This is a genomic window from Pseudomonas sp. BF-B-15 (assembly GCF_019946675.1).
Lineage (GTDB): Bacteria > Pseudomonadota > Gammaproteobacteria > Pseudomonadales > Pseudomonadaceae > Aquipseudomonas > Aquipseudomonas migulae.
Window position 1 is genome coordinate 22818 of record NZ_JAGYFZ010000047.1, and the last position, 22508, is coordinate 45325.

The following is a 22508-nucleotide window of genomic DNA, read 5'->3' on the forward strand; positions in this document are numbered from 1 at the left end:
TCTCAAAGAAGTGCGCGTGGGGAGTGACGCTGCAACGCGCCGCGTGTCAGCCGGTCCAGCAACAGAGCCACGGCGACGATCGCCAGACCGGCGCGCAGCCCCAGGCCCATCTCCATTCTGGAAAGACCTCGCGTCACTTCTGCACCGAGTCCACCGGCACCGACCAGGCCCGCCAACACCACCATTGCCAGGGACATGAGGATGCATTGGTTGAGCCCGACCAACAGCGTCGGCGCGGCGGTCGGCAGTTCGATCTTGAACAGAATGTCCCGGGGTGAAGCGCCGGACGCCTGGCCCAGTTCCAGCAGGTCTTTCGGCAACTGTTTGAACGCCAGGGTGGTCAGCCTGAGCATCGGCGGAATGCCGTAGACGATGGTCGCGATAATCGCCGGCACTCGCCCGAGGCTGAACAGCATCACGGCGGGAATCAGGTAAACCCACGGTGGCACGGTTTGCATGATGTTGAGGATCGGCAGGAAGGCTTCATCCACGCGCTTTACCCGTGCAGCCAGCACACCAAGCGGAAAGGCGATGGCCACCGAGATCAACACCGCCACCGAGACCAGCGCGATGGTTTGCATGGAGGCCGCCCAAAGGCCGGCGAACAGGCAAAACGCCAACATCAAGGCGGCAAATACCGCGACGCGTTTGTTGGCGAAAAAGAACGCGCCGACCACGACGATGGCGATGAACAGATAAGGATGCGGCGCCAGCAACGCGGACTCCACCGCGCCCAGCACCGCCTCGATGACTTGGCTGATGCCTTTGAACACACCGTGCAGATTGGCGTTCAGCCAATCGACTGCGGGCGCCAGGAATTCACCCGGGGAAAATTGCAGTTCTGAGGCACTCATTGGCTTTCTCCCATCCGCGAACGGGCAGCGTGCTGCGCCAACCGATCCAGAATCATGGTCAGAATGACGATGGCGATGGCCGCGTTGATCGACTTGGCGATATCCAGTGTGCGAACGGCGCCGTAGATCGACTCACCCAGCCCGCCGGAGCCGACGATGCCGGCGATAACCACCATGCCGAACGCCATCATCAAGCTCTGGTTCACCCCGGCCATGATGCTGGGCTTGGCGAACGGCAGGCGAATCTTGAAAAACATTTGCCAGCCCGTGACACCACTGGCATCGCCCAGCTCGATGAACTCTCGCGGGGTCATCCGAATCCCCAGGGATGTCAGGCGTATCGCCGGCGGCACGGCCACGATAAAAGTGGCGAGCAGTGCGGTGGCCGGGCCGTAGCCCAGCAGCGCGATGGCCGGCAACAGGTAGATGTAGGGCGGCATGGTCTGGATCAGGTCCAGCACCGGATCGACCACGCGATCAACCGACGGCGCGAGGCCGGCCAGCACGCCCAATGGAATCGCCACCACCAGCGCCAGTACGGTGGCCGTCAGCACCAGCGCAAGCGTGCTGACCGTCTCTGGCCACAAGCCGATCACGTCGCAGAACACCAGCGCGAGGCCCGCGAGAATCGCGAACCGGGCGCCCACCACCCGCCATCCAATCAGGGCGATGGCCAGCGCGACGAGGTAATACGGCGGATAGGCAATGCACCAAAGCACACTTTTATAAACGCCCGTCAGCAGGGCATTGACGCCGTCGAACAAAAACTCGCCATGGTCCGAGAGCCATTCCAGACTCGAGTCGATGGTCGCGTCGAATTGATCGGAAAAGTCCGGAATGCTCATGTCGATGCCTCCAGAACGGTGTCGGTTGTTGAAGCCGAGAATTCATTCGGAATGCCCTGAACGCCGCGAAGCAAATCGCGCGGCGTAATGATGCCCACCACCACGCCGTTGTCGATGACTGCCAGCGCGTCGCGCTCGGACTTCATCGTCAATCCGATCAGTTCGTTGATGTCTGCGCCCAGCGAAGTCTTGCTCAGCCTGGAAATGTCGCATCCCGGGTTAGCGACCTTGAAAGGCTCGACCGGTGTCATGACCGAGTGCGCCTTGACCAGGTGCAGCCGGGAAATACCTGCCACAAACTCCGCGACATAATCGTCCGCCGGGTTAAGCACGATTTCCTCGGCGGTGCCGACCTGGATGATCACGCCATCCTTCATGATCGCGATGCGATCACCGATGCGGATGGCCTCGTCCAGGTCGTGAGTAATGAAGACCGCCGACTTGCCAAGCTCCTTGGTCAGCTGGCGAAACTCGTCCTGCAACTGCCGGCGAATCAATGGATCAAGCGCACTGAACGGTTCATCCATCAAAATCACTTCAGGGTCGGCGGTAATCGCACGGGCCAGGCCGACACGTTGCTGCATGCCGCCAGACAACTCCGTGGGGTAACGCGATGACCATTCGCTCAGCCCCACTTTGGCCAGTGCCTGCTCGGCCACTTTGTACCGCTCAGCCTTGCCGACGCCCTGCACTTCCAGGCCGAATGCCGTGTTCTCCAGCACCGTCCGATTGGGCAACAACGCGACACTCTGGAAGACCATGCCGATGTGACGCGCCCTCACCTCTCGAAGCTGCGCCGGTGTCAGGGAAGACAGATCCTTGCCTTTGACCAGCACTTTGCCTGAGCTCGGTGTGATCAGTTTGTTGAGGAGCCTGATCAAGGTGGATTTGCCACTGCCGGACAAGCCCATGATGCAGAAGATTTCGCCTCTTCGAACCTGGAGGCTGACGTCGGAGACCCCGACCACACAGCCGTAGTTTTGCAGGATCTGAGTCTTGGTCAGCCCTTGCTGAGTGACAGCGTTCATCGCTGCCGGTGCGGCTTTCCCGAAGATTTTCCAGACTGACTGGCAATCTATCAGCACTTCGTTAGTGTCTATTTTGGCCGTTGTCATTTTCGTAACCCGTGAACCAGTTTTCTGGTTTCTCTAATGAATCAAAGGGCGGCAGTGGCGTAAGGCATCAGCAATCAGTTCTTGATATTTTCCCAGCGCTTGAGCAGCTCGCTGTGGCTATCGGTCCAGCCCTTGATGGCCTGTTCCATGGTTTTGCCATCTTTGACTTCGGCGTTCATCGCGGTGATGTCGGCGATTGGCACGTAGACGCTCGCCATCAGTTCACGCGCACGCGGATTGCTTTCAGCGAAGCCTTTGTGGCCGATCCAGTAGTAGCCTTGCAGCGGCGGGAAAATGCCTTTTGGATCTTTCAGGAATTTGAGATCGAATTTCTTGGTCATCCAGGACGGATCCCAAACGGTGACGACCACCGGCTCTTTACGGTCGACTGCCGATTTCAACGCCGCCGTCATTGCCGTGGTACTGCCTTCCACCAGTTTCAGCTTGAGGTCATAGGCCTTAACCACATTGGTCGCATCGTTCATCAGGCCAGAACCCGGTTCGATACCGATGATCTTGCCGCCCAGTTTTTCCGAATTGGCGTTCAACTGGTCGATGGAATCGATGTCGACATAACTCGGTACCGCAAGCCCTTGGTAGAGGCCAAACGAAACCGGCGAGAGTTTCTCGATTTTGTTCTTGTTTTTGTTCCAGTAATCGTTTGCCGCGTAGTCCGTTTGCGACGCCAGCACTTGAACATCACCTTTGCTTAATGCCGCATAAGCGATGCCCCACTCGGAGAACTCCACAACTTTTACGGTATAACCAGAGTCTTCAAGCACCTTCTTGGTAATACCCGTAATTGGCGTCAAGTCCTCCCACGTCATAGTACCCATGGTGATATTTTTTTCTTCGGCGTGAACTGGCAAACACATAACGCCGGCCACAGCGACAGCGCAGACTGCCTTCCAAATCTTTTTCATGGCGTGCTCCGATCTACGGTTAAAACTAGAGATTAGGCCTTTATGAAATAAAAGCCGGTGGTTTGAAACTATTCAGCCTTCTCGCCCTGCTCTGAGCGCCTGCCAGCGAATAACCGAGTTGACACCCAACATCGTCAATATCTTTGGTGGAAGCCGGCTAGGCCCTGGCAGTTGACTGAAACTTTGCAAAACCTGTGAATGGTGACCGCTGGCCAACTCGGCAGCCATCACGCCTGCCAATGTGCTTTTAACCGTGCCCAGCCCGTTTTCGCAGCAAGCGGAATAGAGGTTTTCCTCGATTTCGCCAAAGGCGGGCGCGCTGTTACGACTCAGGCAAAGCCGCCCTGCCCAGCTGAATTCCAGCGGCGTTGATTTCAACTCCGGGAAACGCGCATCCAGAGAGTGCCGTTGTTCTTCGGCCACCGCCGCGACACGCATCGGTGTGACTTGAATACTCGGGTCGTAGGTAAACTTGGTGCGGATAACAATCCGCGAAAGTCCATTCGAAGTTATCTTGCGAACTGTCGCGCCCATCGGGTCCGCTGGCAATAAGGCCCAACGATCTTTACCGGTAACCGGCCTTGAAAACTCATCATGACTATAAGCAGCCGTCATTGAGGCGTAAGTAAAGACATGCAGCAACCGGCCTTGAAAGTGACCGAAGTCTTCAATATGGCCATTGACCGCAAGAATGACTTTAGGCGCACTAACGGAACCACGATGAGACTTCGCCTTCCAGCCAATTCCCGCCCGGGACAATTCCACAATCGGTGAACGCTCATACAGTTCAATTTGCCGATCAAGTCCGTTTGCAAGATCCCGAATATATTGCGCTGGCTGAATCATCACCGCACCAGGCGTATACAGCCCGTTGTGGTAATAAGTGGAGCCGGTGATGTCCCGCATCTGCGCGGCGTCCAGCACTTCAAACTGCTCGCCAATGCCTTTTAACGATTTGGCATAGTTGTCATTGAGTTTCGTCCCCCGCTCGGTGGCGGCGGCGTTGATCTTGCCGGAAGGGTCGAACGTCTGCGCAGACATGCCATATTCACGAGCAGCGTCGGCGGCAAACGCAATGGCAAAACGGTTCTGGGCAATTTCCAGTGCCGTTGCCGACTCACCGCCCACCGAATACTCCCCGGAGGAAAGGCTGTGCGGCACATCGATCATGAACCCCGAGTTCCTGCCCGCCGGCCCCTTGGCGATTTCATGGGCATCCACCACCGCAATGCGGCAGCCCGGATGCAGTTGAGCCAGCCTGCGAGCCGCAGACAGCCCGGCAAAACCCGCACCGATGATCAGCCAGTCCGCCGTGACGTTGCCATCAAGCAGGCGAACAGGCGCAGTGCGTACGGAAATTGCCTCCCAACCTGAAACCCCGGTGTCTACCGGAAGGCGCTTGATGGTATGGGTGCTCATTTTTCGTTCTCTTCATCCGACCGATCAGACACATCGATCCAGATGGTTTTGATTTCGGTGTATTGATCGTGGGCAAAAATCGATTTGTCCCGACCGCCGAACCCGGACTCCTTGTAGCCGCCAAACGGCGTGGAAGCATCGCCCTCGCCGAAGCAGTTCACGGTGACGATCCCGGCGCGAATCTCCCTCGCCAACTTGATGGCACGGCGCAGGCTGCCGGTGTAAACCGAGGCGGCCAGGCCGTACACCGTGTCATTGGCCAGGGCAATGGCTTCAGAAATCGAGCTGAACGTGGTGACCGACAGGATCGGACCGAAGATCTCTTCCTGGAACAACCGACTCTCTGGCGCGACACCGTCAATCACGGTCGGCTCGACGAACGCACCGTCTTCGGTACCACCGCCGTACACAACATCAAGTTTGCCGGCGCTGGCATGCTCAAGGTACGACTTCACTTTCGCGAAATGTTCGGGGCTGACCAACGCGCCGACGCGGTTTTGCGGGTCGAGTGGATCACCCATTTTCCATTCGCGGATGTAGGCGCCCATGCGTTCCAGCAGTTCATCTTTCACAGACGCGTGGACGATCAGCCGCGAGGTTGCGGAGCAGTTTTCGCCCATGTTCCAGAACGCGCCGTTGACGACATGCTGAGCGACAAGGTCAAGGTTTTGCGCATCGTCCATCACCACGGCCGGGTTTTTCCCGCCGCACTCGAGAACGATGCGTTTCAGATTCGAATCGGCTGCGTAGTGCAGGAAACGGCGGCCGGTCGCGGTGGAGCCGGTGAAGCTCACCATGTCGACGTCGTGATGCAGGCCGATCGGCTCGCCGACCTCTTTCCCGGTGCCGGTGACAATGTTGAGCACACCGGCGGGGACGCCCGCCTCGAACGCGAGTTGCGCCACACGCAACGTCGTCAGCGTGGTCTGCTCGGCGGGTTTGACGATCACCGAACAGCCTGCGGCGAGTGCCGGGCCGATTTTCCAGGCCAGCATCAGCAGCGGGAAGTTCCAGGGCAGCACGCAGCCCACCACCCCGATAGGCTCACGCACGACCATGGTCAGCGCGTCACTGCCCACAGGGGCGGTGTTGTCATAAATCTTGTCGATCAACTCGGCGTGCCAGCGCAGCGTATGAATGGTGTCCGGCACATCGACCAACTGGCACTCGCTGACTGGCTTGCCGCTGTCGAGACTCTCAAGGACGGCCAGTTCGTGGCTATGCCGTTCAAGCAAATCGGCAAACTTCAACAGGACGGTTTTGCGCTCTTTTGGAGAAATGGATCTCCAGCGGCCATCCTCAAACGCTTCCTTGGCGTTGCTGACCGCAAGATCGACATCTGCCGACGCGCAAGCGGCGACGTCCGCCAGAAACTCACCGGTCGCCGGATTGTTCGTGGCGAAGGTTTTGCCCGAAATTGCGGGTTTGAACGCGCCGTTGATGAAGGCATTGCAGGGGAACGAAATGTCTTTGGCGATGGCGGCATATTCGGCCTTGGTCAGGAGATCACCCATGGCTGGCTCCTGATGTGATGCGTGCAACGTCGCGCTTCACATTGGCAATGATGGTTTGCAGGCTTTGCTTTTCTTCCAGGTCGAGAGGTTGCAGCGGCAAGCGCACGTCCCCTACTTTCAGCCCGGCCAGTTCACAACCGTATTTGATCGACTGAACAAACTTGCCGCCGTCCAGGGCATTCATCAGCGGCATCATCGCCGACATGATCCGGCGGCCCTTGTCGAAGTCCTTTTCGAGCACACAGGCTTCATAAAGCGCCACGTGTTCGGTCGGCAGGAAGTTGGAGCCGGCACACACCCAGCTTCGGGCGCCCCAGGCAAAAAACTCCAGTGCCTGATCATCCCAACCGCAGGACAGCGCGATGTTCGGGAACTCACGGGCCAGCAGATGAACGCGGCCCATGTCGCCGGAGCTTTCCTTGATGGCAACTACATTTTTGGAGGCGCTCACACGGGTGAGGTAATCCTCGTCCATCGAAACGGACATGCGGCCGGGGTAGTTGTAAAGCATGATCGGCAGGTCGGCAGCGCGATCGATGGTCAGCGCGTGAATCGCGTTTTCCTGGGAAGTCGGCAGCGCGTACGGCGGGCTGGTGACGAGAATGGCGTCCGCTTTGATCGCTTTGGCATCCTTGGCGTATTGCACCGAATCTTCGGTACGAATGGCCCCGGTGCTGACGATCAACTGGACCCGGCTGCCGATGACATCCTTGGCATAAGCGGCAAGCTCGGTACGCTCTTCCGAGGTCTGCGCATAATATTCGCCGGTCGAGCCGCCGATGATAATGCCGTGCACTTTCGCCTCGATCAGCGACTCCAGTACTTCGGAGTACACGCTCCAGTCTATTTCCCCATCCGGTTTATGAGGTGTCACTGCGGGTGTGTAGATGCCTTCAAATTTCAAGATGATTTCTCCGGAAATGAATTGCGTGGAAGATCAACGAGCGCGTCCGCCTTGATGCCTTGGGGCGCGATAAAAATCTCCATGTTTTCCCGGGACAGTTCCCAGTGTTCAAACACGAGATCGACTACTGCGGATTCATCGCGGCGTTCAATCGCCTCGATAAACAAATCGTGGTGCCCCGCCGACAGCTCAAGACGCTCTTCCATGTCCTCGTTTTGAGGCCGGAAAAAGGTATTGCCGATACGGGAGTGATCAATCAGCAATCTTTCCAGGCTGGGCTGGAGGTATTGATTGCCGGCCATTTCGCCCATGATCGCGTGGAAGCGGTTGTTCTCGACGACCATGGCCAGCGCATCCCTTGAGGTAGTGGCGATGCGGAACCGGTGCTGCGTGTCCTTCAAGTCGACCAGTTGGCGCGGCTTGTAGTTTTGAACGGCCAGACGGCCAACGGCTGCGTAAATCATCGGTGCGACGAGGAAGAAATTGCGCAGGGTCGAGTGATTCATTGGAATCACCCGGGCACCGCGGTTTTCCCGAATGTCGACATAACCTTCACCGGCCAGGCGTCGGAATACTTCCCGGACCGGCGTGCGGGACAAGCCATATCGCTCGCTGAGAATGACCTCATCCAGCGCTTCGTCAGGGTCCAGTTCCATCGTCAGGATTTGACGTTTCAGATCTTCGTAAAGACTGGTTTTGCCGTTTTTCACAACGACCTCCAAGGGCAGTTTTGCGGTCAGGTGCGGCTGACTGATGAGTCGAGACTCGCACGGGTTTTTGGGTCGGTCAATAGATTGTATTTCTTGTGTATACATAGAAAACACAGGAAAAACACAACGAAATTTCGAGTAATTTCTTTTTAATTCATTTAGTTATGCGTTCACCTCAAAAATGAACTAGTCGGTTACAGAAAAGAAACACGTCGTTTTTGGAATGCTTATTTCTAGAACATTCCATCATAAAGCTTATTGCCAAGCGCACTTTGCCAGCAGCCCGGTTGACCCGTAGCGACATGGCGCAAGGCGTTTGCGACACGGCTTTGCGAGCACTTCCCGGCGAGTAACGGAACAGGCGATAGTGTGTCGCCGGTTGAGCGGCTCCGTTCTCCTTCAGGATCGACCAAGATGGGCAGTGAAGAAACCAGTAAGAAGGTCAAGGGTTACCGCCGACTGATACCGTCCATGACGGCCTTGATGGAATTCGAGGCCGTTGCGCGGTTGAGCAGCTTCACGCTGGCGGCGCAAGAGTTGGGCGTGACCCAGGCGGCCGTCAGCAAGCAGGTCAAATACCTGGAGGAAACCCTCGGCACCCGTCTGTTTCATCGACTGCACCGGGCGATCAAACTGACCAGCGAAGGCTACGTGCTGTATTCGGTGGTCGCCGAATCCATGCAGCGCATGGCGAACGTGTTCGACAAGATTTCCGAGGGGATTCCCGAGCAGGAACTGGTGCTCGCCTGCACCGCGGCGTTTTCACACCTGCGCATCCTGCCCCGGCTGGCTGCATTGCGCCTGTCGCAACCCAAGCTGCAATTGCGCCTGATCACCCAAGTCCACAATCCGGACGTGCACCGACAGGACGTCGACATCGCCGTGCGCTTCGGCAATGGAAAATGGGAGGACGGCACCGCGATATTCCTGTTTGACGAAGAAGTGTTCCCGGTGTGTTCCCCCTCCTGGCTGACCACGCACCCTGCCCCGCTATCAGTCGACGACTTCCTGCACATTGACCTGATCGATTCGGACACCACGCTCGAAGGCTGGATGACGTGGAACAGCTGGTTCAAGGAACTGGGCGAGAGTCGTCCCAAGGTGAATTACTGCCTGCGCTGCAGCAGTTACAACGACACGGTGCAGGCCGCGTTGCAGGGCTATGGCGTCGCGCTGGGCTGGAACCGTTTGTTGCGTCCACTATTGCAGAGCGGCGAACTGGTGCGGATTACTGACTATGCGGTGAAACCGAAAGATGCCTATTACCTGATTGTTCCGAACGGCCGGGAAATAACCCCGTTGGTGAACGCCATCGTCGATTGGTTACGGGATGAGTCGCTACTTTCACACTAAGGTCAGTTGTCGATTCTTCGCATAACTTTTAGCTATGCGAGGGTGAAATTAAAGCGCATTGACGCAAATCCGGACCATTTTGATACTTGCCTCACCGTCACTTGCTGACGATTCAACATCGCCCCCGTGAGGCAACAGATGACAACTACTGTCGCGAAATCCCAACAAGAACTGATGACTGCACGCACCCCAGGCCATGGCATGCATGGCGCGTTGTTCGGGCGTCAGGACATTTTCGACAGCGACGTCGATATCTTTTTCACCCGGCACTGGATTCTGGTCGGCGTGACGGCGGACATCCCGGAGCCTGGGGATGTTTCGACCATAGACATCGGCAAATCCTCGATCATCCTCGTGCGTGATGACGACGAGCAGGTGCAAGCGTTTCGCAACGTTTGCCGCCATCGCGGGGCACGCCTGAAGCAGGCCGGCAAATCAACGGTGGGCATGCTCGTGTGCCCGTATCACCAGTGGACCTACGACCTTGATGGCAGCCTCAAGCATGCCGCTCACATGGGCAAGGATTTCGATCCGACCTGCAAAAGCCTGACTCGTGTTCATACGAAAGTGGTCGGCACTCATGTGTTTGTTTGCCTGGGTGACCAACCACCGGCAGACATCGCCTATCTGGAACAAACCATGGCGCCCCGGCTGGCACCCTACAACCTCACGTATTCGAAGATTGCTTATGAAGCCGAGATCATTGAAGACGGTAACTGGAAGTTGGTCATCGAAAACAATCGCGAGTGTTATCACTGCTCTGCGACGCACCCTGAATTAACCGCTTCATTCCTGCCGGAGGATTTTGGGTTCTGCGCTGAAGGTCTGAGTGAGGAATCGCTGCAAGCGCTGGATGAGTATGAAGAACGCAATGCGGCGGCCAAACGCAGCTGGGAACGTGACGGGTTTATCTGCGACGCAGTGGAGCACCTGGACACAGACGCGGTGACCCAGTTCCGCACGCAGCGGCTGGTCATTGCCGGCAATGGCGAATCGCAAACGCTCGACACTCGGGTGGCCTGCACGCGGCTGTTTGGTGACCTGACCCGCCGCGATCTCGGCGACGTGCACCTGTGGACTCATAACTCCTGGACGCATGTGATGAGCGATCACGCCGTCATTTCGTACATCATCCCGCTCGCGCCCGACAAGACGTTGGTGCGCACCAAATGGCTGGTCCATGCCGACGCCATCGAGGGCGTGGATTACGACATCGAAAAACTGACCGAGGTCTGGAAAGCCACCAATCAGCAGGACGCCAACCTTGTCGCGATCACCCACAGCGGTACGCAAGATCCCGGCTACTCGCCTGGCCCATTCTCGGCATTTACCGAATCCTACGTGGATCAATTTTCTCGCTGGTACGCCGCGCGGCTTGCCGCACAGGGAGTGTGAGCAATGACCATGACCCTCCTTGAAAAGCCGCCGGTTACAGCGAGCGCCGTGTCTGCACCGAACGTATTTGCCCATCCGGACACGTGGGCCACCTACGGTGCGCAGTGGAACAGTGGCGAGCAAAAAGCGCTGCACTGTTGCGCCGTACGCGACGAAACCCACGACGTAAAAACCTTTACCTTTCGAAGTGCGGATTTCAGCGCCATCAGTTTTGAGCCAGGACAGTTCATTACTGTATCGCCGACCATCTCGGGGCAACGCGTGTCGCGCTGCTACACGTTGTCATCGTCGCCCACCCGCCCCTTTGCGCTGTCGATCACGGTCAAGCGTGTTCCCGGCGGGACCGTATCGAACTGGCTGCACGATCACTTGCGCGAAGGCGACAGGCTGCTTGCCTCAGGCCCTGCGGGCAGCTTCACACCGATAGGCCGTCCAGCCGACAAGCTGCTTTATCTATCGGCGGGCTCCGGCGTGACACCGCTGATGTCCATGACCCGTGCGGGTTTCGACCTGGCAGCCCGACTGGATATCGTCTTCGTGCACAGTGCTCGAACCCCCGACGATATTATTTTCCATGAAGAACTGACACGGATGCAGGCCTGCATGCCGGGACTTCGTGTCGTGAATATCTGCGAAGGACACGGCGACAGCACGGATTGGGCCGGGCCGATTGGCCGCCTGGATCTGGCCTTGCTCAGCGAACAGGTGCCGGACTTCAAGGAGCGGGAAGTGTTCACTTGTGGGCCGCAAGGCTACATGAGCGCGGTCAAGTCGCTACTCAAACAGGGAAACTTTGATTTCCAGCACTATCACCAGGAAAGCTTCGATATCACGGCGCTGGATGAGGCCCCTCTGATCGAAACGGCCTGCGTCCTCGATCAGCCGGAGAGCCTGTTTACGATCACGCTGTCCCGCTCCGGTAAAACCTTCAGCATGCCGGGCAACCAGACCGTGCTGACCGCAGCGAAGAAGGCCGGCGCCATCATCCCCTCCTCTTGCAGCCAAGGGGTCTGCGGCACCTGTAAAACGGCGGTGCTGCAAGGCACGGTGGCGATGAACCACAACGGCGGCATTCGCCAGCGTGAAATCGACAAGGGATTGCGCCTGCTGTGCTGCAGTAAGCCAACGTCAGACCTGGTCATCGATTTGTAGGGTCCATCAGAACGCTCAATGTGGTCTACGCTCCAGCCTTGGGTACCTTGTTCTGCCCCGGGCGACGTGCGTTTTCGGCACGGTGGTTTGCAGCGGATGCGGTACGCAACTCTCCATGCATCCTTCCGGGAAAACCACATGATCCGCACCCTGCTGACTGCTTCTTTGCTGCTTGCGCTAAGCCTGCCCGCCCATGCCGGCGTCACGCCATTCCCCACTTCGTTCCGCACCCAGGACATCGCCGTGGAAGGCGCGAAAATCCACGTGCGCGTCGGCGGCAAAGGGCCTGCCGTGGTGCTGCTGCATGGCTTCGGCGACACCGGCGACATGTGGGCGCCTCTCGCTGCCGACCTGGCCAAGGACCACACGGTCGTGGTGCCGGACCTGCGCGGCATGGGCTTGTCGTCGATCCCGGACGGCGGCTACGACAAGAAGACGCAAGCGGGCGACATACGCGCGGTACTCGCAGCCTTGAAAATCGACCACTCGGTGGTCATCGGCCACGACATCGGCACCATGGTCGCCTTCGCCTACGCCTCGCGTTATCCGCAGCAAACCGATCGCCTGGTGGTCATGGATGCGCCCGTACCGGGCATTCCGCCGTGGAACGAGATTGTGCGTTCACCGATGCTGTGGCACTTCGATTTTGGCGGTCCGGATGCCGAGCGCCTGGTGGCCGGTCGTGAGCGTATCTACCTCGACCGCTTCTGGAACGAGTTCGCCGGCGACCCGAGCAAAGTGGATGAAGCCACCCGCCAGCATTACGCCAAGCTCTACGCCCGCCCCGGCGCGATGCACGCGGCGTTCGCGCAGTTCCGCAGCATTCGCCAGGACGCCGTGGACAACGAAGCATCGATGAAGACACGCCTGACCATGCCCGTGCTGGCCGTCGGCGGGGAAAAATCCTTTGGCAACAACGAAGCCATCGTCATGCGCAACGCCGCGGACAATGTCACGGAAGTGGTGATTCCGGGGGCAGGACATTGGTTGATGGAAGAGGCACCTACGCAGACTATTCGGGCGATTCGCGACTTTTTGCAGTGACCGTCTGTGGCAGGGCAAAAACTGTCTACGGATCGTTGTCGAAGCCTGCCGCCCTGCCTGTTCGACGGGCACTCGCTCGACACTGCATCTACCCACCACTTAAAGTGCTGCCCCCTCAACAATGGATTGCCACCAAAAATGACTGAGACCTTCCAGGGCAGTTGCCTTTGCGGCGCCATCCAATACCAACTCCGGTCACGACCCAAAGCTGTTTCGCACTGCCATTGCAGCCAATGCCGCAAAAGCCATGGCGCCGCATTTGCGAGCTACGGCAGTGTCTTGAGGGGCGACTTTGATCTGGTACAGGGTAACGACGACATCCGTTCTTACCCTTCCTCTGAATCTGTCGAGCGCCAGTTTTGCGCTCGCTGCGGCTCGTCGCTCTTCTGGTCAAATAGCCAGGGCGAGTACTCCGACTGGATCTCCATAGCCCTCGGTACGCTGGACACGCCCTTTACTTGCGATAAACAAAAGCATGTCGAGGTGACGTCCAAGGCTGTATGGCATGACATTCAGGATCACTGGCCGCAGTCCCGATAATCGCTTTGTGGCTCGAGAATACTCATCCCCCCCTGCATCATGCCGCTCGCTCCCCTTTCCCGAGGCACTCGTGCCAACAGTGCAGAGCCTGCTACCACGCATCAGGCATTTACACTGCCAGCCCCAGGGGAGAAACCTATCGAAATGGAAGTCATCTCATGTTTGAACGTAGCAAACTGGTTCCAGAGTTAATGGTCACCGACCTTGGTAACAGCCTGGGTTTTTGGGTGCATTGCCTTGGCTTCGAAGTAGCGTATCAACGCCCCGAAGATGGATTCGCTTACCTCGACTTGAACGGTGCTCAGGTGATGCTCGAGCAGATTGATCCGGACGCAGGCCAATGGCTTACGGCCCCCCTGACGAAGCCATTTGGAAGAGGAATCAACCTGCAGATCGACGTTGCCGCTGTCGCCCCCATCACCCAAAAACTTGGCCAAGCCGGATTTCCACTCTATCGAGCATGCAAAGACACCTGGTATCGGGCTGATAACGTAGAAGTAGGCCAGCGCGAGTTCATCGTCCAGGATCCCGATGGTTATCTCGTCAGATTGGTTGAGCGGTTGGGTGAGCGGCCGGCGGCCAAAAGCTGACCTTGCAGGTCAGCTGCCTGACGACCAGTTTTCCACTGCTATGCTGATAAGACCTGTTTCTGCACTGGGGACGAGTAGCATGGCAGCACAAGGCAAGCATTCCCCATTCACGCTCAAGGTTATGGCCTGCTGGGCTGGGATTTTCCTTGTCGCTTGGGCTGTCATAAAGCTGCTCGACACTCACCTGGACCTGAGATTGTTGGCAGATAGCACGAGCTGGCCGCAACGTTTTTCGGATTGGCTTTCGCTGGAAACGCCAATGCCGAATTGGTCGCTGCTGATGATAATCGCGATTTTAATCAGCACTCTGTCTGCAGCGATTTACTACGCCCGCAACACTGATGGAGCTTACGACGAGCTACATGAGATAGAGCGAAAAGTTTACAAAATGAACAACCCTCAGTTCCCACGACTAACAGATAACCAAACGCTATTAATGGAAGCTTTGGCCTATCATGCAAATTTCAGGAAAGTTGCAAACCTGAACTCAATTTGCAAACTTGTCTCACTCAGCACAGCAGAAGTTGAAGCCGATCTAAAGCAACTTCAAGACAAACGCCTTATCAAACAAAAAGTGACACGGGGCACGTTTGGCGCCACCACTTTTGAACTTACCTTGGCAGGCAAGGATTATGCGTTAGAGCGTTTTCAGCTAACGTAGTACAGACAAAGTGGAGGTAGGCTGGAGGTGCTTTTTTGAGCAACATAATTTGCCCATCGGGCGAAACCATTCATCTTTTTTACAAGATTAAGTGGCCCAAATGGGAAATGCCCAAGGATGCGATCCTTAGTCTACTGGACCGTCGCTTTCCGGCTAGAACCAAACATACAGCTACTTCCAGACGCCACTTTGTAGACCACAGGTTTACAGACGTTGGTAGCGCCGTTCGAAATCACTGGCCAACTGTTCAAGCGTGACGCTTCCCAAGCGATCTATAAGCAGTGCCTGCGCCGCATCAAACGCTTCGGTCAGCGCAGCATTCACCGCTTGCTCCACCAGGCATTCTGGATGGTCGGTCGACAGACCGATGGCGAAAAGCGAGGACGAGCCCAAGGCCTGATGGATGTTCAACAGTGTTATATCCGCTAACGATTTCGCCAGCGTCCACCCCCCACGGTGCCCCTTTTCCGAGCGCACATACCCCCCGTCCTTGAGCAGCGCCATGGTCCGCCGGACCACCACCGGGTTGGTACCGAGCATCTGCGCGATGGTATCGGACGTGGCGGGCTGTTCGTGGCGAGCCATGTGGATCAGCACGTGCAGCATGCGGGACAAGCGAGTGTCATTTCTCATGGATGGCGGTTTCCTGAAGTTGCGTGTGCCGAGTATCGCTCGACACAGCATAAGTTACGAGACTGTTGACACCCTGACATCACGTAACTTACGTTGTATCTAGAGTTTTCGAGCAGGTCGAAGACCCAGGGAGACTGATCAATGGTTTACGACGTGATCATCGTTGGCGGCAGCTATTCCGGTATTTCCGCAGGCTTGCAACTGGCACGGGCGCGCCGAAAGGTGTTGGTGATCGATGCAGGTCAGCGCCGTAATCGGTTTGCTCACAATTCACATGGATTTCTTGGGCAGGACGGTCGTGATCCCGGCACGATAGCCAGCGAGGCACGTGCCCAGTTGCTGGCCTATCCAACAGTCGAGTGGCTTTCGCAACCCGCCGTCCAGGCAAAGACGGGCGATGGTGGATTTGTGATAACAGCCGCGAACGGGGAACAATTCGCGGCGAGGCGTCTGATCCTGGCCACAGGGGTGGTGGATGAGTTGCCTGCGATTCCCGGGCTGTCAGAGCGCTGGGGGCAGCGAGTGTTTCATTGTCCGTATTGCCATGGATATGAACTGTACGGCGGACCGATTGGAGTATTGGCGGCCTCGCCAGTTGCCATCCACCAATCGCTGATGTTGCCCGACTGGGGGCCAACGACACTCTTCCTCAACGAGGTATTCGAGCCTGATGCCGACCAGTTGGCGAAGCTGGCCAGGCGTGGGGTTGCGGTGGAGCGCGAACCTGTCTTGTCGGTTGGCGGGGAACAAGCCGATGTGACACTGGCCAGCGGTCGTGTGATCAAATTTGCAGGGCTGTTCACTCAGCCTCTCACGCGTATGGGCAGCCCGCTGGCAGCGCTGCTTGGTTGCGAGTTTGAAGCCGGGCCGACGGGTGAGTTCATCAAGGTAGATGCGATGCGCGAAACCAGTGTACCCGGCGTGTTTGCCTGCGGGGATGCAGCAGTAGCCGCAGGCAATGTGGCCGTCGCAGTGGGTGACGGCGCACGCACGGGCGGCGCGGCACACCAGTCGCTGATCTTTCGCTGAATATGAGTCGCAAGCGGATTAAGTGCGTCCGCCGGCACCCGACCTTCTCATGCCGATTGCCTGCGCCAGGTGCCGGGTGATGTGCCGAACTGGCGCTTGAATGCGCGACTGAACGCGGCTTCGGATTCGTAGCCCACTGCAAAGCCGATCTGCGCCACATTGCCGCGACCTTCGCGCAGGTGTTGAGCCGCCACGTGCATGCGCCAGAGCGTCAGGTATTGCATTGGTGGCTGGCCGACCAATGCCGTGAATCGTTCCGCGAAAACCGAGCGCGACATGCCCACTTCAAGCGCCAGGGCTTCTGCCGTCCAGCCCTCGGTTGGGCGAGCATGAAGCAGCGCCAATGCGCGCCCGATATGCGGATCCCGCAAACCCGCCAGCCACCCGCGCCGTTCAGCGGGGAGGCTCGCGACATACTGGCTGACGGCTTCGACGAAGAGCAATTCCGATAGCTTGGCGATGACCGTTGTCGAGCCGACGCGCCCCGCCGCGATCTCACTGACAGCAAATCGGAATGAGCTTTCTATCCAGGCTCCCGAAGCCGTCGCGCGCATGTCCAGTTTCAATAAGGATGGCAGCGACGAGAGCAATGGACTGAAAGGGGTTTCAGTGCCGAGGAACCCACACAATAACTGCGTGACCTCGCCGCCCCCGCCGCACTTGATACGTGAAATGCCACCGACTTCCGGCGGCTGAATAACGTCGCGCGCCGACATGGGAGCAACGCTCAGGTCGCTGCCAAACGTATGAACGTCATTGCGCGGAAGCAGAATGAGTTCGCCTGCCCCCACGTCGAGGGGGGCTTCACCGGCGATTTTCAATTGCATGTGCCCCGCAGCGACAAAATGCGACGCAATGACATGTCGAGGGGCCGCCAGGAACGGTTTGCAATCGTCCGCAGAGATTTTTCCGCTGAGGCACCAGGGCGCAGTGAATTCCGCCTCGAGGAAGACTCCTCCAGAGAGCCGAATGACACGCAAGACATCAGAAAGCGCATCCAGCAATTGCCAGCCCTCCTTTCCGGAGTCCGGAGCATGTAATCAGGCGCACCGGTCATTCTGCGCCTGAACGGCGAGGCCTAGATTAGCACCAACGCGGACTCAGTGATCAGGACGCCCCCCAGAGGTTTCACTCATGGTCACAGGCTCCGACGTTAACCGTAATGGCCCCCTTCCAGTTCGACCAGGAAGCAGGAGATCGATATGAACACCGTCGCAACCTTACCCGACGCAGATTCGGGCAACGCCGCCCGTTATGCTCAACTCGTCAGGTCCTCGAAAAAAGCCGAATGGCAGATCGATCGCGATTTGCTCCAGGACCGCCGCTTCGACTTCTCGCGCAAATTCTTGCCCGACGGACTCTCGCGGATCGACCGCCTGACCTTTCTCACCCTGGAAGAGGCGCGCCTGCTCAGCCAGATTCAGGGCCGAACCTATGCGTATATCTTTGGCCTGGTCGAGCGTTTCATCAGTGCCAAAATGCTCGATCAAGGTCGGGCCCATGTCTTTGACGATCAGCTCGCGCTTGAAGCGCTGGTGCGATTTTCCAATGACGAGATCAAGCATCAGGAGCTGTTCCGGCGCATAGAAACGATGATGGATGCGCAATTGCCGGCGGGATATCGCCAAGTGGCCGATCCAAACGATGTGGCGCGTGCGGTACTGGCGGCCAGCACCTGGTCGGTGCTGGCGCTGACCTGTCATATCGAGCTGTTTGTTCAAACGCATTACGCAAAAAGCATCGCCCCGCGCGAGGAGTTGTGCCCGCTCTTCAAGGATGTCTTCAAATTTCACTGGAAGGATGAAAGCCGGCACGTCGTACTCGATGAGCTGGAATGGAAAGCGGAGCATGCGAAACTTTCGCCAGTCGAGCGCGACCAGGCAGTGAGCGATCTGATTGCGCTGGTGGCAGCCGTCGATGCAATCCTGCAGGCGCAATCGGCATCCGATGCCAACTACTTCATTCGCAATGTTCCACGCTCGTTCAGTGTTGACGAGACCGCGCAAATCAATGCCTCCGTGCTGGGCGCCTACCGCTGGCAGTACATTATCTCGGGCGTGCAGCATCCACATTTTGGCCAACTGCTTGCGCGCATGACAACACCCGAACAGATGTCCAGGATTCAGACCGCACTGGCTCCCATCATGAGCAACTGATCTACAGGGTGCGGCCGACCTCGCGTCGGCCGCGTGGATGTGCAATGAGGTGCTGGATTGAGGATGGCAGCCATGACGATACCGATGTGGATGTTGCTGGGGTTCGCGACCTGGACTTTGCTGCTGTTGATGGCAACCGTCGGGGTGTATCGCTGGGTCAGAATCCTGTTCTCGAATGTTCCGATTGCCTCTTTCCGAAGCGATCAGCCCGATGGCGAAGATTGGTATCGGCGCGGAACACGAGCGCATGCGAACTGTGTGGAAAACCTGCCGGTCTTTGGCACCATCGTGTTCGTGATTTCAGCCCTTGGTATCAACACACCCGCCGTTGACTACTTGTCCATGCTCGTCCTGATCGCTCGCGTGTGCCAGTCTCTGGTTCACGTATCTCATGTGCAGACAAACAGGTTCGTGGCGGTTCGGTTTACCTTCTTTTGCATTCAGTTGGTCTGTTTCCTTGCGCTCATTGTGATAGCGGCGAGTTACGGCGTATGAGTAAGGGATGAAGTGTTTACTTGCCGAAAACGTCGAGGGCAATGCTTTGCCGCTCTCGGCAAGCATGCGGCACGGCCCCATCTCAGCGACGCTGTTCGGCTCGCAAACAAACCCCATGTAACCCCTTCTGATCCTGAGGGTGACGTCGTTATCATGGACGCCGGTTTGACAGGAGAAATGCAATGGAACTGAAGTTCAGTCACGTCGATGTACTGGTCACGAATCTTGAAGAAGCCTGTGCTTACTACGCACGGACACTGAAGGCCAGGATCTCTAAAACGCTCGTCTGGGAACGCGGTGGCCTGCACGTGCGCTACGCGATTGCGTTGATTGGTCAGGAGCGTTTCATGCTGGTGCAACCGTTGGCGGGGAACCTGAAGGAGCTCCTGGATTCTTCGGGTGAAGGCATGATTTATCGCCACTGCTACTCCACGCCGGACATCGAGCAGGCCTATGACGAATTGATCGCCACGGGTGTTCAGCCAGAGGACGAAAACGGCAAACCACTGGCCCGCGCGAACCTGCAATCCCCGTCCGGGGCCCGCATCATCTGGTTGCCCAAACGCTTCGGGCACTTTTCCATCGAGATATTGGAAGACAAGGCGCTGGAAGCATTTATCGAGGAGGCGTTTGCCTGAAAGAGGCCGGGGTGAATGTTCGCCATCGGCCTGCCGCCACCGCACAAATGCCAAAGGCCCGTCCAGGGCCGGGTTATCGGATAGCCGGGAACTCTTCGACGCTGTCAGGCCAGGCAGATAGAACCTCAAAGCCATCGTCAGTGACCGCCACCATGTGCTCCCACTGGGCTGAAAGGGAGTGATCCTTGGTGACAACGGTCCAGCCGTCCGCCAGGGTTTTCACATGACGCTTACCCGCGTTCAACATGGGCTCAATGGTGAAAATCATGCCCGCTTTCAACTGCAATCCCTGGCCGGGGTAGCCGTAATGGAGGATCTGCGGCTCATCGTGATAGACCTTGCCAATACCGTGACCGCAGTATTCGCGCACAACACTGAATCCATCCCTTTCGGCGACCGACTGAATGGCATAACCGATATCGCCCAGCGTGGCACCGGGGCGAACGACTCGAATACCGGCGCACAGCGCTTCATAGGTGGTCTTGACCAAATGCCGAGCCTGCGGACTGGGTTCACCCACGAAATACATTCGACTGGTGTCGCCATACCAACCGTCCTTTTTGACAGCGACGTCGATATTCACAATGTCGCCATCCTTCAGGACAGTGGCCGAAGGCAGGCCATGGCAGACCACTTGATTGACGGACGTCAGCACGGTTTTCGGGTAGCCGAGATACCCGATATTCCCCGCAATGGCCTTTTGCACATTGACGATGTAATCGTGACAGCGCTGATCGAGCTCGTCGGTGGTGACACCCGCTTTCACATAAGGCCCAATCATGGCCAGCACCTCGGCCGCCAGCGTTGCAGCGGCACGCGAGCTGGCGATGTCTGCCCGGGTATTGATGCGCACGTTCGCCCTCATTTCCTGGCTCCGATGGCTGCATGAACCTGTGGGCCTTGCGAACTTTCTTCGAGGGCGCAGAGCTTCTTCAAATCAAGACCGCCTTGCAGTTCTGCGCGAATCAGCATGCGGCAAATGTCGCTGTGATCCAGATCGGGGTGTAATTCGGCAAGCATCCCGATACGCATCCAGTGCTCGGCCTGAGCGTTGATCGAGCGACTCAACGCATCGCTCGCGACGCGCAGATGCTCATGCATGTCTTCAGAAATTTTTACGATGCCCATGAGGCTCACTATATGAAATGGATATGGAACGTATATTATCCGGTTCGAGCTTGAAATCAAGAACGGATACTGTAATTTCCAGACGGTGATGAATCCGGCCAAGGTGGCGCCATGAGAGAGAGTGATATGAAGGATCATGATTTGCTTGAGTACAGACGCAGAGAATTCACGGCTCTGGTTGAAATAGAGCGTGACGAGCAAAACAAGGAAAATGGCGGCTGGGTAACTTTTGACTGTTTCAGCAGAAAACAACCGAGGGGTTACTCTCCCCGCGATACTGAGCTTGATCTACTTACCTTACGAGTCTCTTTTGCGTCCGTAGCAGGACTATTCCCAAGCATTGGGGAGTCGGAGGGCCGCTGGGTAAAAATCGAGGTTGCCTCGCAAATTTCGGAAAATACGATCTCGGCGGACGTTGTGATGTTTGGAGACAATGCCGAGCCAGTCCTGCTTCACATTGCCAGCGTGTCGCCCATTGAGTTGAGCAATTGGGAAAGCGCCATCTTCATGCTTGCTGGTGAGGTGCGCTCACCTGCAAGCTTTATCGCTGGAGTGCTTGATGTTTCGCTACGCGAATCAGGCACTCTCGCGATTGCTGCGTACGATGTGGGTCAGGGGAACTGCAACGCCATCGTCGACGAACACGAGTTCCCACGCGTCTTTTTTGATTTGGGCTGGGCGCCGAACTTTCACGCGCGTACGCGTCCGTCCCACCAGCCTGCTTTCTTCGCTTGCAATCATCATACGGCTGCCCCTGTCGTGCTTTCCCATTGGGATATGGATCACTGGTGTTATGCAATCGCCAGAAGCAAATACGATCCCGTAAACCTGACAACCAAACACGAATGGAACCAGGAGGCACTTAAGCGTTTCTGGATTGCTCGTGCACCTGAGATAGAACAACATCAAATCGGCCCGCTGGCGCGAAGTTTTTATGATGCGCTGACACGCAAACAATTAATGCCTGGCATCTCGGCAATGCTTTTATGGCCAGACAATTGCGAACGAATTCGTTTTGCCGATGGCTGGCTGGAAGCCTGTGAGCCCGATACACGTCAGACAAGGGACAGGAACAACACCGGTATTGCGATGTTTGTCCGACCGAAGGGTAAAGGGCCGGCAATTCTCATGACCGGAGACGCCGACTTCCCGTCCATTCCCTCCCTGGCGACCAACCACCGGCTTAAATTGGCGGGCATGGTGGCCCCCCATCATGGATCAACGATCACTGCGGCAGCCGTTCCCAAGCCAATGCGAGGCAGTCCGAAAAAACTCGTTCTATCAGTGGGCGACGGAAACAGCTACGGCCATCCCAAACAGGATTCGATTGATGCCTATGAGGCTGCAGGCTGGGATTGGACGGTGACGCTTACAAAGGACAGGCAAGAATGCAGCAGAACATACCCACCC

Annotated in this window: 23 protein-coding genes and 1 pseudogene; 12 read left to right on the top strand and 12 right to left on the bottom strand. The window is 57.3% G+C overall.

All coding sequences use genetic code 11. The features are described from left to right. Nucleotides 1-2: 2 nt before the first annotated feature. From KGA97_RS16550 to KGA97_RS16585, 8 genes are all read right to left on the bottom strand, one after another. Nucleotides 3-854: an ABC transporter permease gene (locus KGA97_RS16550; protein WP_008033394.1), complete on the bottom strand. Its 852-nt coding sequence runs from the start codon at nt 852-854 to the stop codon at nt 3-5. Next, nucleotides 851-1699: an ABC transporter permease gene (locus KGA97_RS16555; protein WP_008038802.1), complete on the bottom strand. Its 849-nt coding sequence runs from the start codon at nt 1697-1699 to the stop codon at nt 851-853. The genes KGA97_RS16550 and KGA97_RS16555 overlap by 4 nt, the downstream gene beginning before the upstream one ends. Continuing rightward, nucleotides 1696-2814: a glycine betaine/L-proline ABC transporter ATP-binding protein gene (locus tag KGA97_RS16560; RefSeq protein WP_008033396.1), complete on the bottom strand. Its 1119-nt coding sequence runs from the start codon at nt 2812-2814 to the stop codon at nt 1696-1698. Before KGA97_RS16560 ends, KGA97_RS16555 begins: the two co-directional genes overlap by 4 nt. 74 nt (nt 2815-2888) lie before the next feature. Continuing rightward, a complete protein-coding gene (locus tag KGA97_RS16565; protein WP_008038804.1) occupies nt 2889-3737 on the bottom strand; it encodes a glycine betaine ABC transporter substrate-binding protein in 849 nt (282 codons plus the stop codon). A gap of 72 nt (nt 3738-3809) precedes the next feature. Next, entirely contained in the window at nt 3810-5156 is a 1347-nt protein-coding gene (locus tag KGA97_RS16570) for an NAD(P)/FAD-dependent oxidoreductase (RefSeq protein ID WP_223481110.1), read from the bottom strand. Further along, on the bottom strand, nt 5153-6670 hold the full coding sequence (locus tag KGA97_RS16575; RefSeq protein ID WP_008038808.1) for an aldehyde dehydrogenase: 1518 nt from the start codon (nt 6668-6670) through the stop codon (nt 5153-5155). The genes KGA97_RS16570 and KGA97_RS16575 overlap by 4 nt, the downstream gene beginning before the upstream one ends. Beyond that, complete coding sequence (locus KGA97_RS16580) at nt 6663-7574, bottom strand: dihydrodipicolinate synthase family protein (protein ID WP_008038810.1); 912 nt, start codon at nt 7572-7574, stop codon at nt 6663-6665. The genes KGA97_RS16575 and KGA97_RS16580 overlap by 8 nt, the downstream gene beginning before the upstream one ends. Beyond that, on the bottom strand, nt 7571-8284 hold the full coding sequence (locus tag KGA97_RS16585) for a GntR family transcriptional regulator (RefSeq protein ID WP_008033405.1): 714 nt from the start codon (nt 8282-8284) through the stop codon (nt 7571-7573). The genes KGA97_RS16580 and KGA97_RS16585 overlap by 4 nt, the downstream gene beginning before the upstream one ends. Before the next feature lie 414 nt (nt 8285-8698). Here KGA97_RS16585 and KGA97_RS16590 point away from each other — a divergent pair, with 414 nt between their 5' ends. The 7 genes from KGA97_RS16590 (at nt 8699) to KGA97_RS16620 (ending at nt 15019) form a co-directional block, all read left to right on the top strand. Beyond that, nucleotides 8699-9637 (top strand): LysR substrate-binding domain-containing protein, encoded by a 939-nt coding sequence (locus tag KGA97_RS16590; protein WP_223481111.1) that lies wholly within the window; start codon nt 8699-8701, stop codon nt 9635-9637. A gap of 138 nt (nt 9638-9775) precedes the next feature. Further along, nucleotides 9776-11032: an aromatic ring-hydroxylating oxygenase subunit alpha gene (locus KGA97_RS16595; protein WP_223481112.1), complete on the top strand. Its 1257-nt coding sequence runs from the start codon at nt 9776-9778 to the stop codon at nt 11030-11032. Nucleotides 11033-11035: 3 nt separating this feature from the next. Beyond that, nucleotides 11036-12184: a hybrid-cluster NAD(P)-dependent oxidoreductase gene (locus KGA97_RS16600; RefSeq protein ID WP_223481113.1), complete on the top strand. Its 1149-nt coding sequence runs from the start codon at nt 11036-11038 to the stop codon at nt 12182-12184. 138 nt (nt 12185-12322) lie between these two features. Next, nucleotides 12323-13228 carry an alpha/beta fold hydrolase gene (locus KGA97_RS16605; protein ID WP_223481114.1) on the top strand — a complete coding sequence of 302 codons (906 nt, stop codon included), beginning with the start codon at nt 12323-12325 and terminating at the stop codon, nt 13226-13228. A gap of 138 nt (nt 13229-13366) precedes the next feature. After that, a complete protein-coding gene (locus KGA97_RS16610; protein ID WP_223481115.1) occupies nt 13367-13768 on the top strand; it encodes a GFA family protein in 402 nt (133 codons plus the stop codon). A gap of 158 nt (nt 13769-13926) precedes the next feature. Beyond that, a complete protein-coding gene (locus tag KGA97_RS16615; RefSeq protein WP_223481116.1) occupies nt 13927-14358 on the top strand; it encodes a bleomycin resistance protein in 432 nt (143 codons plus the stop codon). 79 nt (nt 14359-14437) lie between these two features. Beyond that, the gene (locus KGA97_RS16620; protein ID WP_177318171.1) at nt 14438-15019 is read left to right on the top strand and encodes a hypothetical protein; all 582 of its coding nucleotides are present in this window, start codon (nt 14438-14440) and stop codon (nt 15017-15019) included. A gap of 204 nt (nt 15020-15223) precedes the next feature. Here the strand turns inward: KGA97_RS16620 and KGA97_RS16625 are convergent, their stop codons facing one another. After that, entirely contained in the window at nt 15224-15652 is a 429-nt protein-coding gene (locus KGA97_RS16625; protein ID WP_223481117.1) for an Rrf2 family transcriptional regulator, read from the bottom strand. Between the two features lie 141 nt (nt 15653-15793). Here KGA97_RS16625 and KGA97_RS16630 point away from each other — a divergent pair, with 141 nt between their 5' ends. Further along, nucleotides 15794-16681, top strand: a complete 888-nt coding sequence (locus KGA97_RS16630; protein WP_223481118.1) for an NAD(P)/FAD-dependent oxidoreductase — start codon at nt 15794-15796, stop codon at nt 16679-16681. Nucleotides 16682-16728: 47 nt separating this feature from the next. Here KGA97_RS16630 and KGA97_RS16635 read toward each other — a convergent pair whose 3' ends face one another. After that, the gene (locus tag KGA97_RS16635) at nt 16729-17685 is read right to left on the bottom strand and encodes an AraC family transcriptional regulator (protein WP_223481119.1); all 957 of its coding nucleotides are present in this window, start codon (nt 17683-17685) and stop codon (nt 16729-16731) included. A 198-nt stretch (nt 17686-17883) separates the two neighbouring features. Between KGA97_RS16635 and KGA97_RS16640 the strand changes: the two genes are divergently transcribed. From KGA97_RS16640 to KGA97_RS16650, 3 genes are all read left to right on the top strand, one after another. Beyond that, nucleotides 17884-18837, top strand: a complete 954-nt coding sequence (locus KGA97_RS16640) for a diiron oxygenase (RefSeq protein ID WP_223481120.1) — start codon at nt 17884-17886, stop codon at nt 18835-18837. A gap of 72 nt (nt 18838-18909) precedes the next feature. Then, on the top strand, nt 18910-19332 hold the full coding sequence (locus tag KGA97_RS16645; RefSeq protein ID WP_008038836.1) for an MAPEG family protein: 423 nt from the start codon (nt 18910-18912) through the stop codon (nt 19330-19332). A gap of 182 nt (nt 19333-19514) precedes the next feature. Continuing rightward, nucleotides 19515-19970, top strand: a complete 456-nt coding sequence (locus KGA97_RS16650; RefSeq protein ID WP_207284484.1) for a VOC family protein — start codon at nt 19515-19517, stop codon at nt 19968-19970. 73 nt (nt 19971-20043) lie between these two features. Here KGA97_RS16650 and map read toward each other — a convergent pair whose 3' ends face one another. Together map and KGA97_RS16660 are read right to left on the bottom strand one after the other, a co-directional pair. Beyond that, the gene (map, locus tag KGA97_RS16655; RefSeq protein WP_223435616.1) at nt 20044-20835 is read right to left on the bottom strand and encodes a type I methionyl aminopeptidase; all 792 of its coding nucleotides are present in this window, start codon (nt 20833-20835) and stop codon (nt 20044-20046) included. Beyond that, nucleotides 20832-21098 (bottom strand): ParD-like family protein, encoded by a 267-nt coding sequence (locus tag KGA97_RS16660; protein ID WP_008038842.1) that lies wholly within the window; start codon nt 21096-21098, stop codon nt 20832-20834. Before KGA97_RS16660 ends, map begins: the two co-directional genes overlap by 4 nt. A gap of 126 nt (nt 21099-21224) precedes the next feature. Between KGA97_RS16660 and KGA97_RS16665 the strand changes: the two are divergent. Then, nucleotides 21225-22508 (top strand): annotated as a pseudogene (locus tag KGA97_RS16665) (hypothetical protein); the annotation flags it as partial.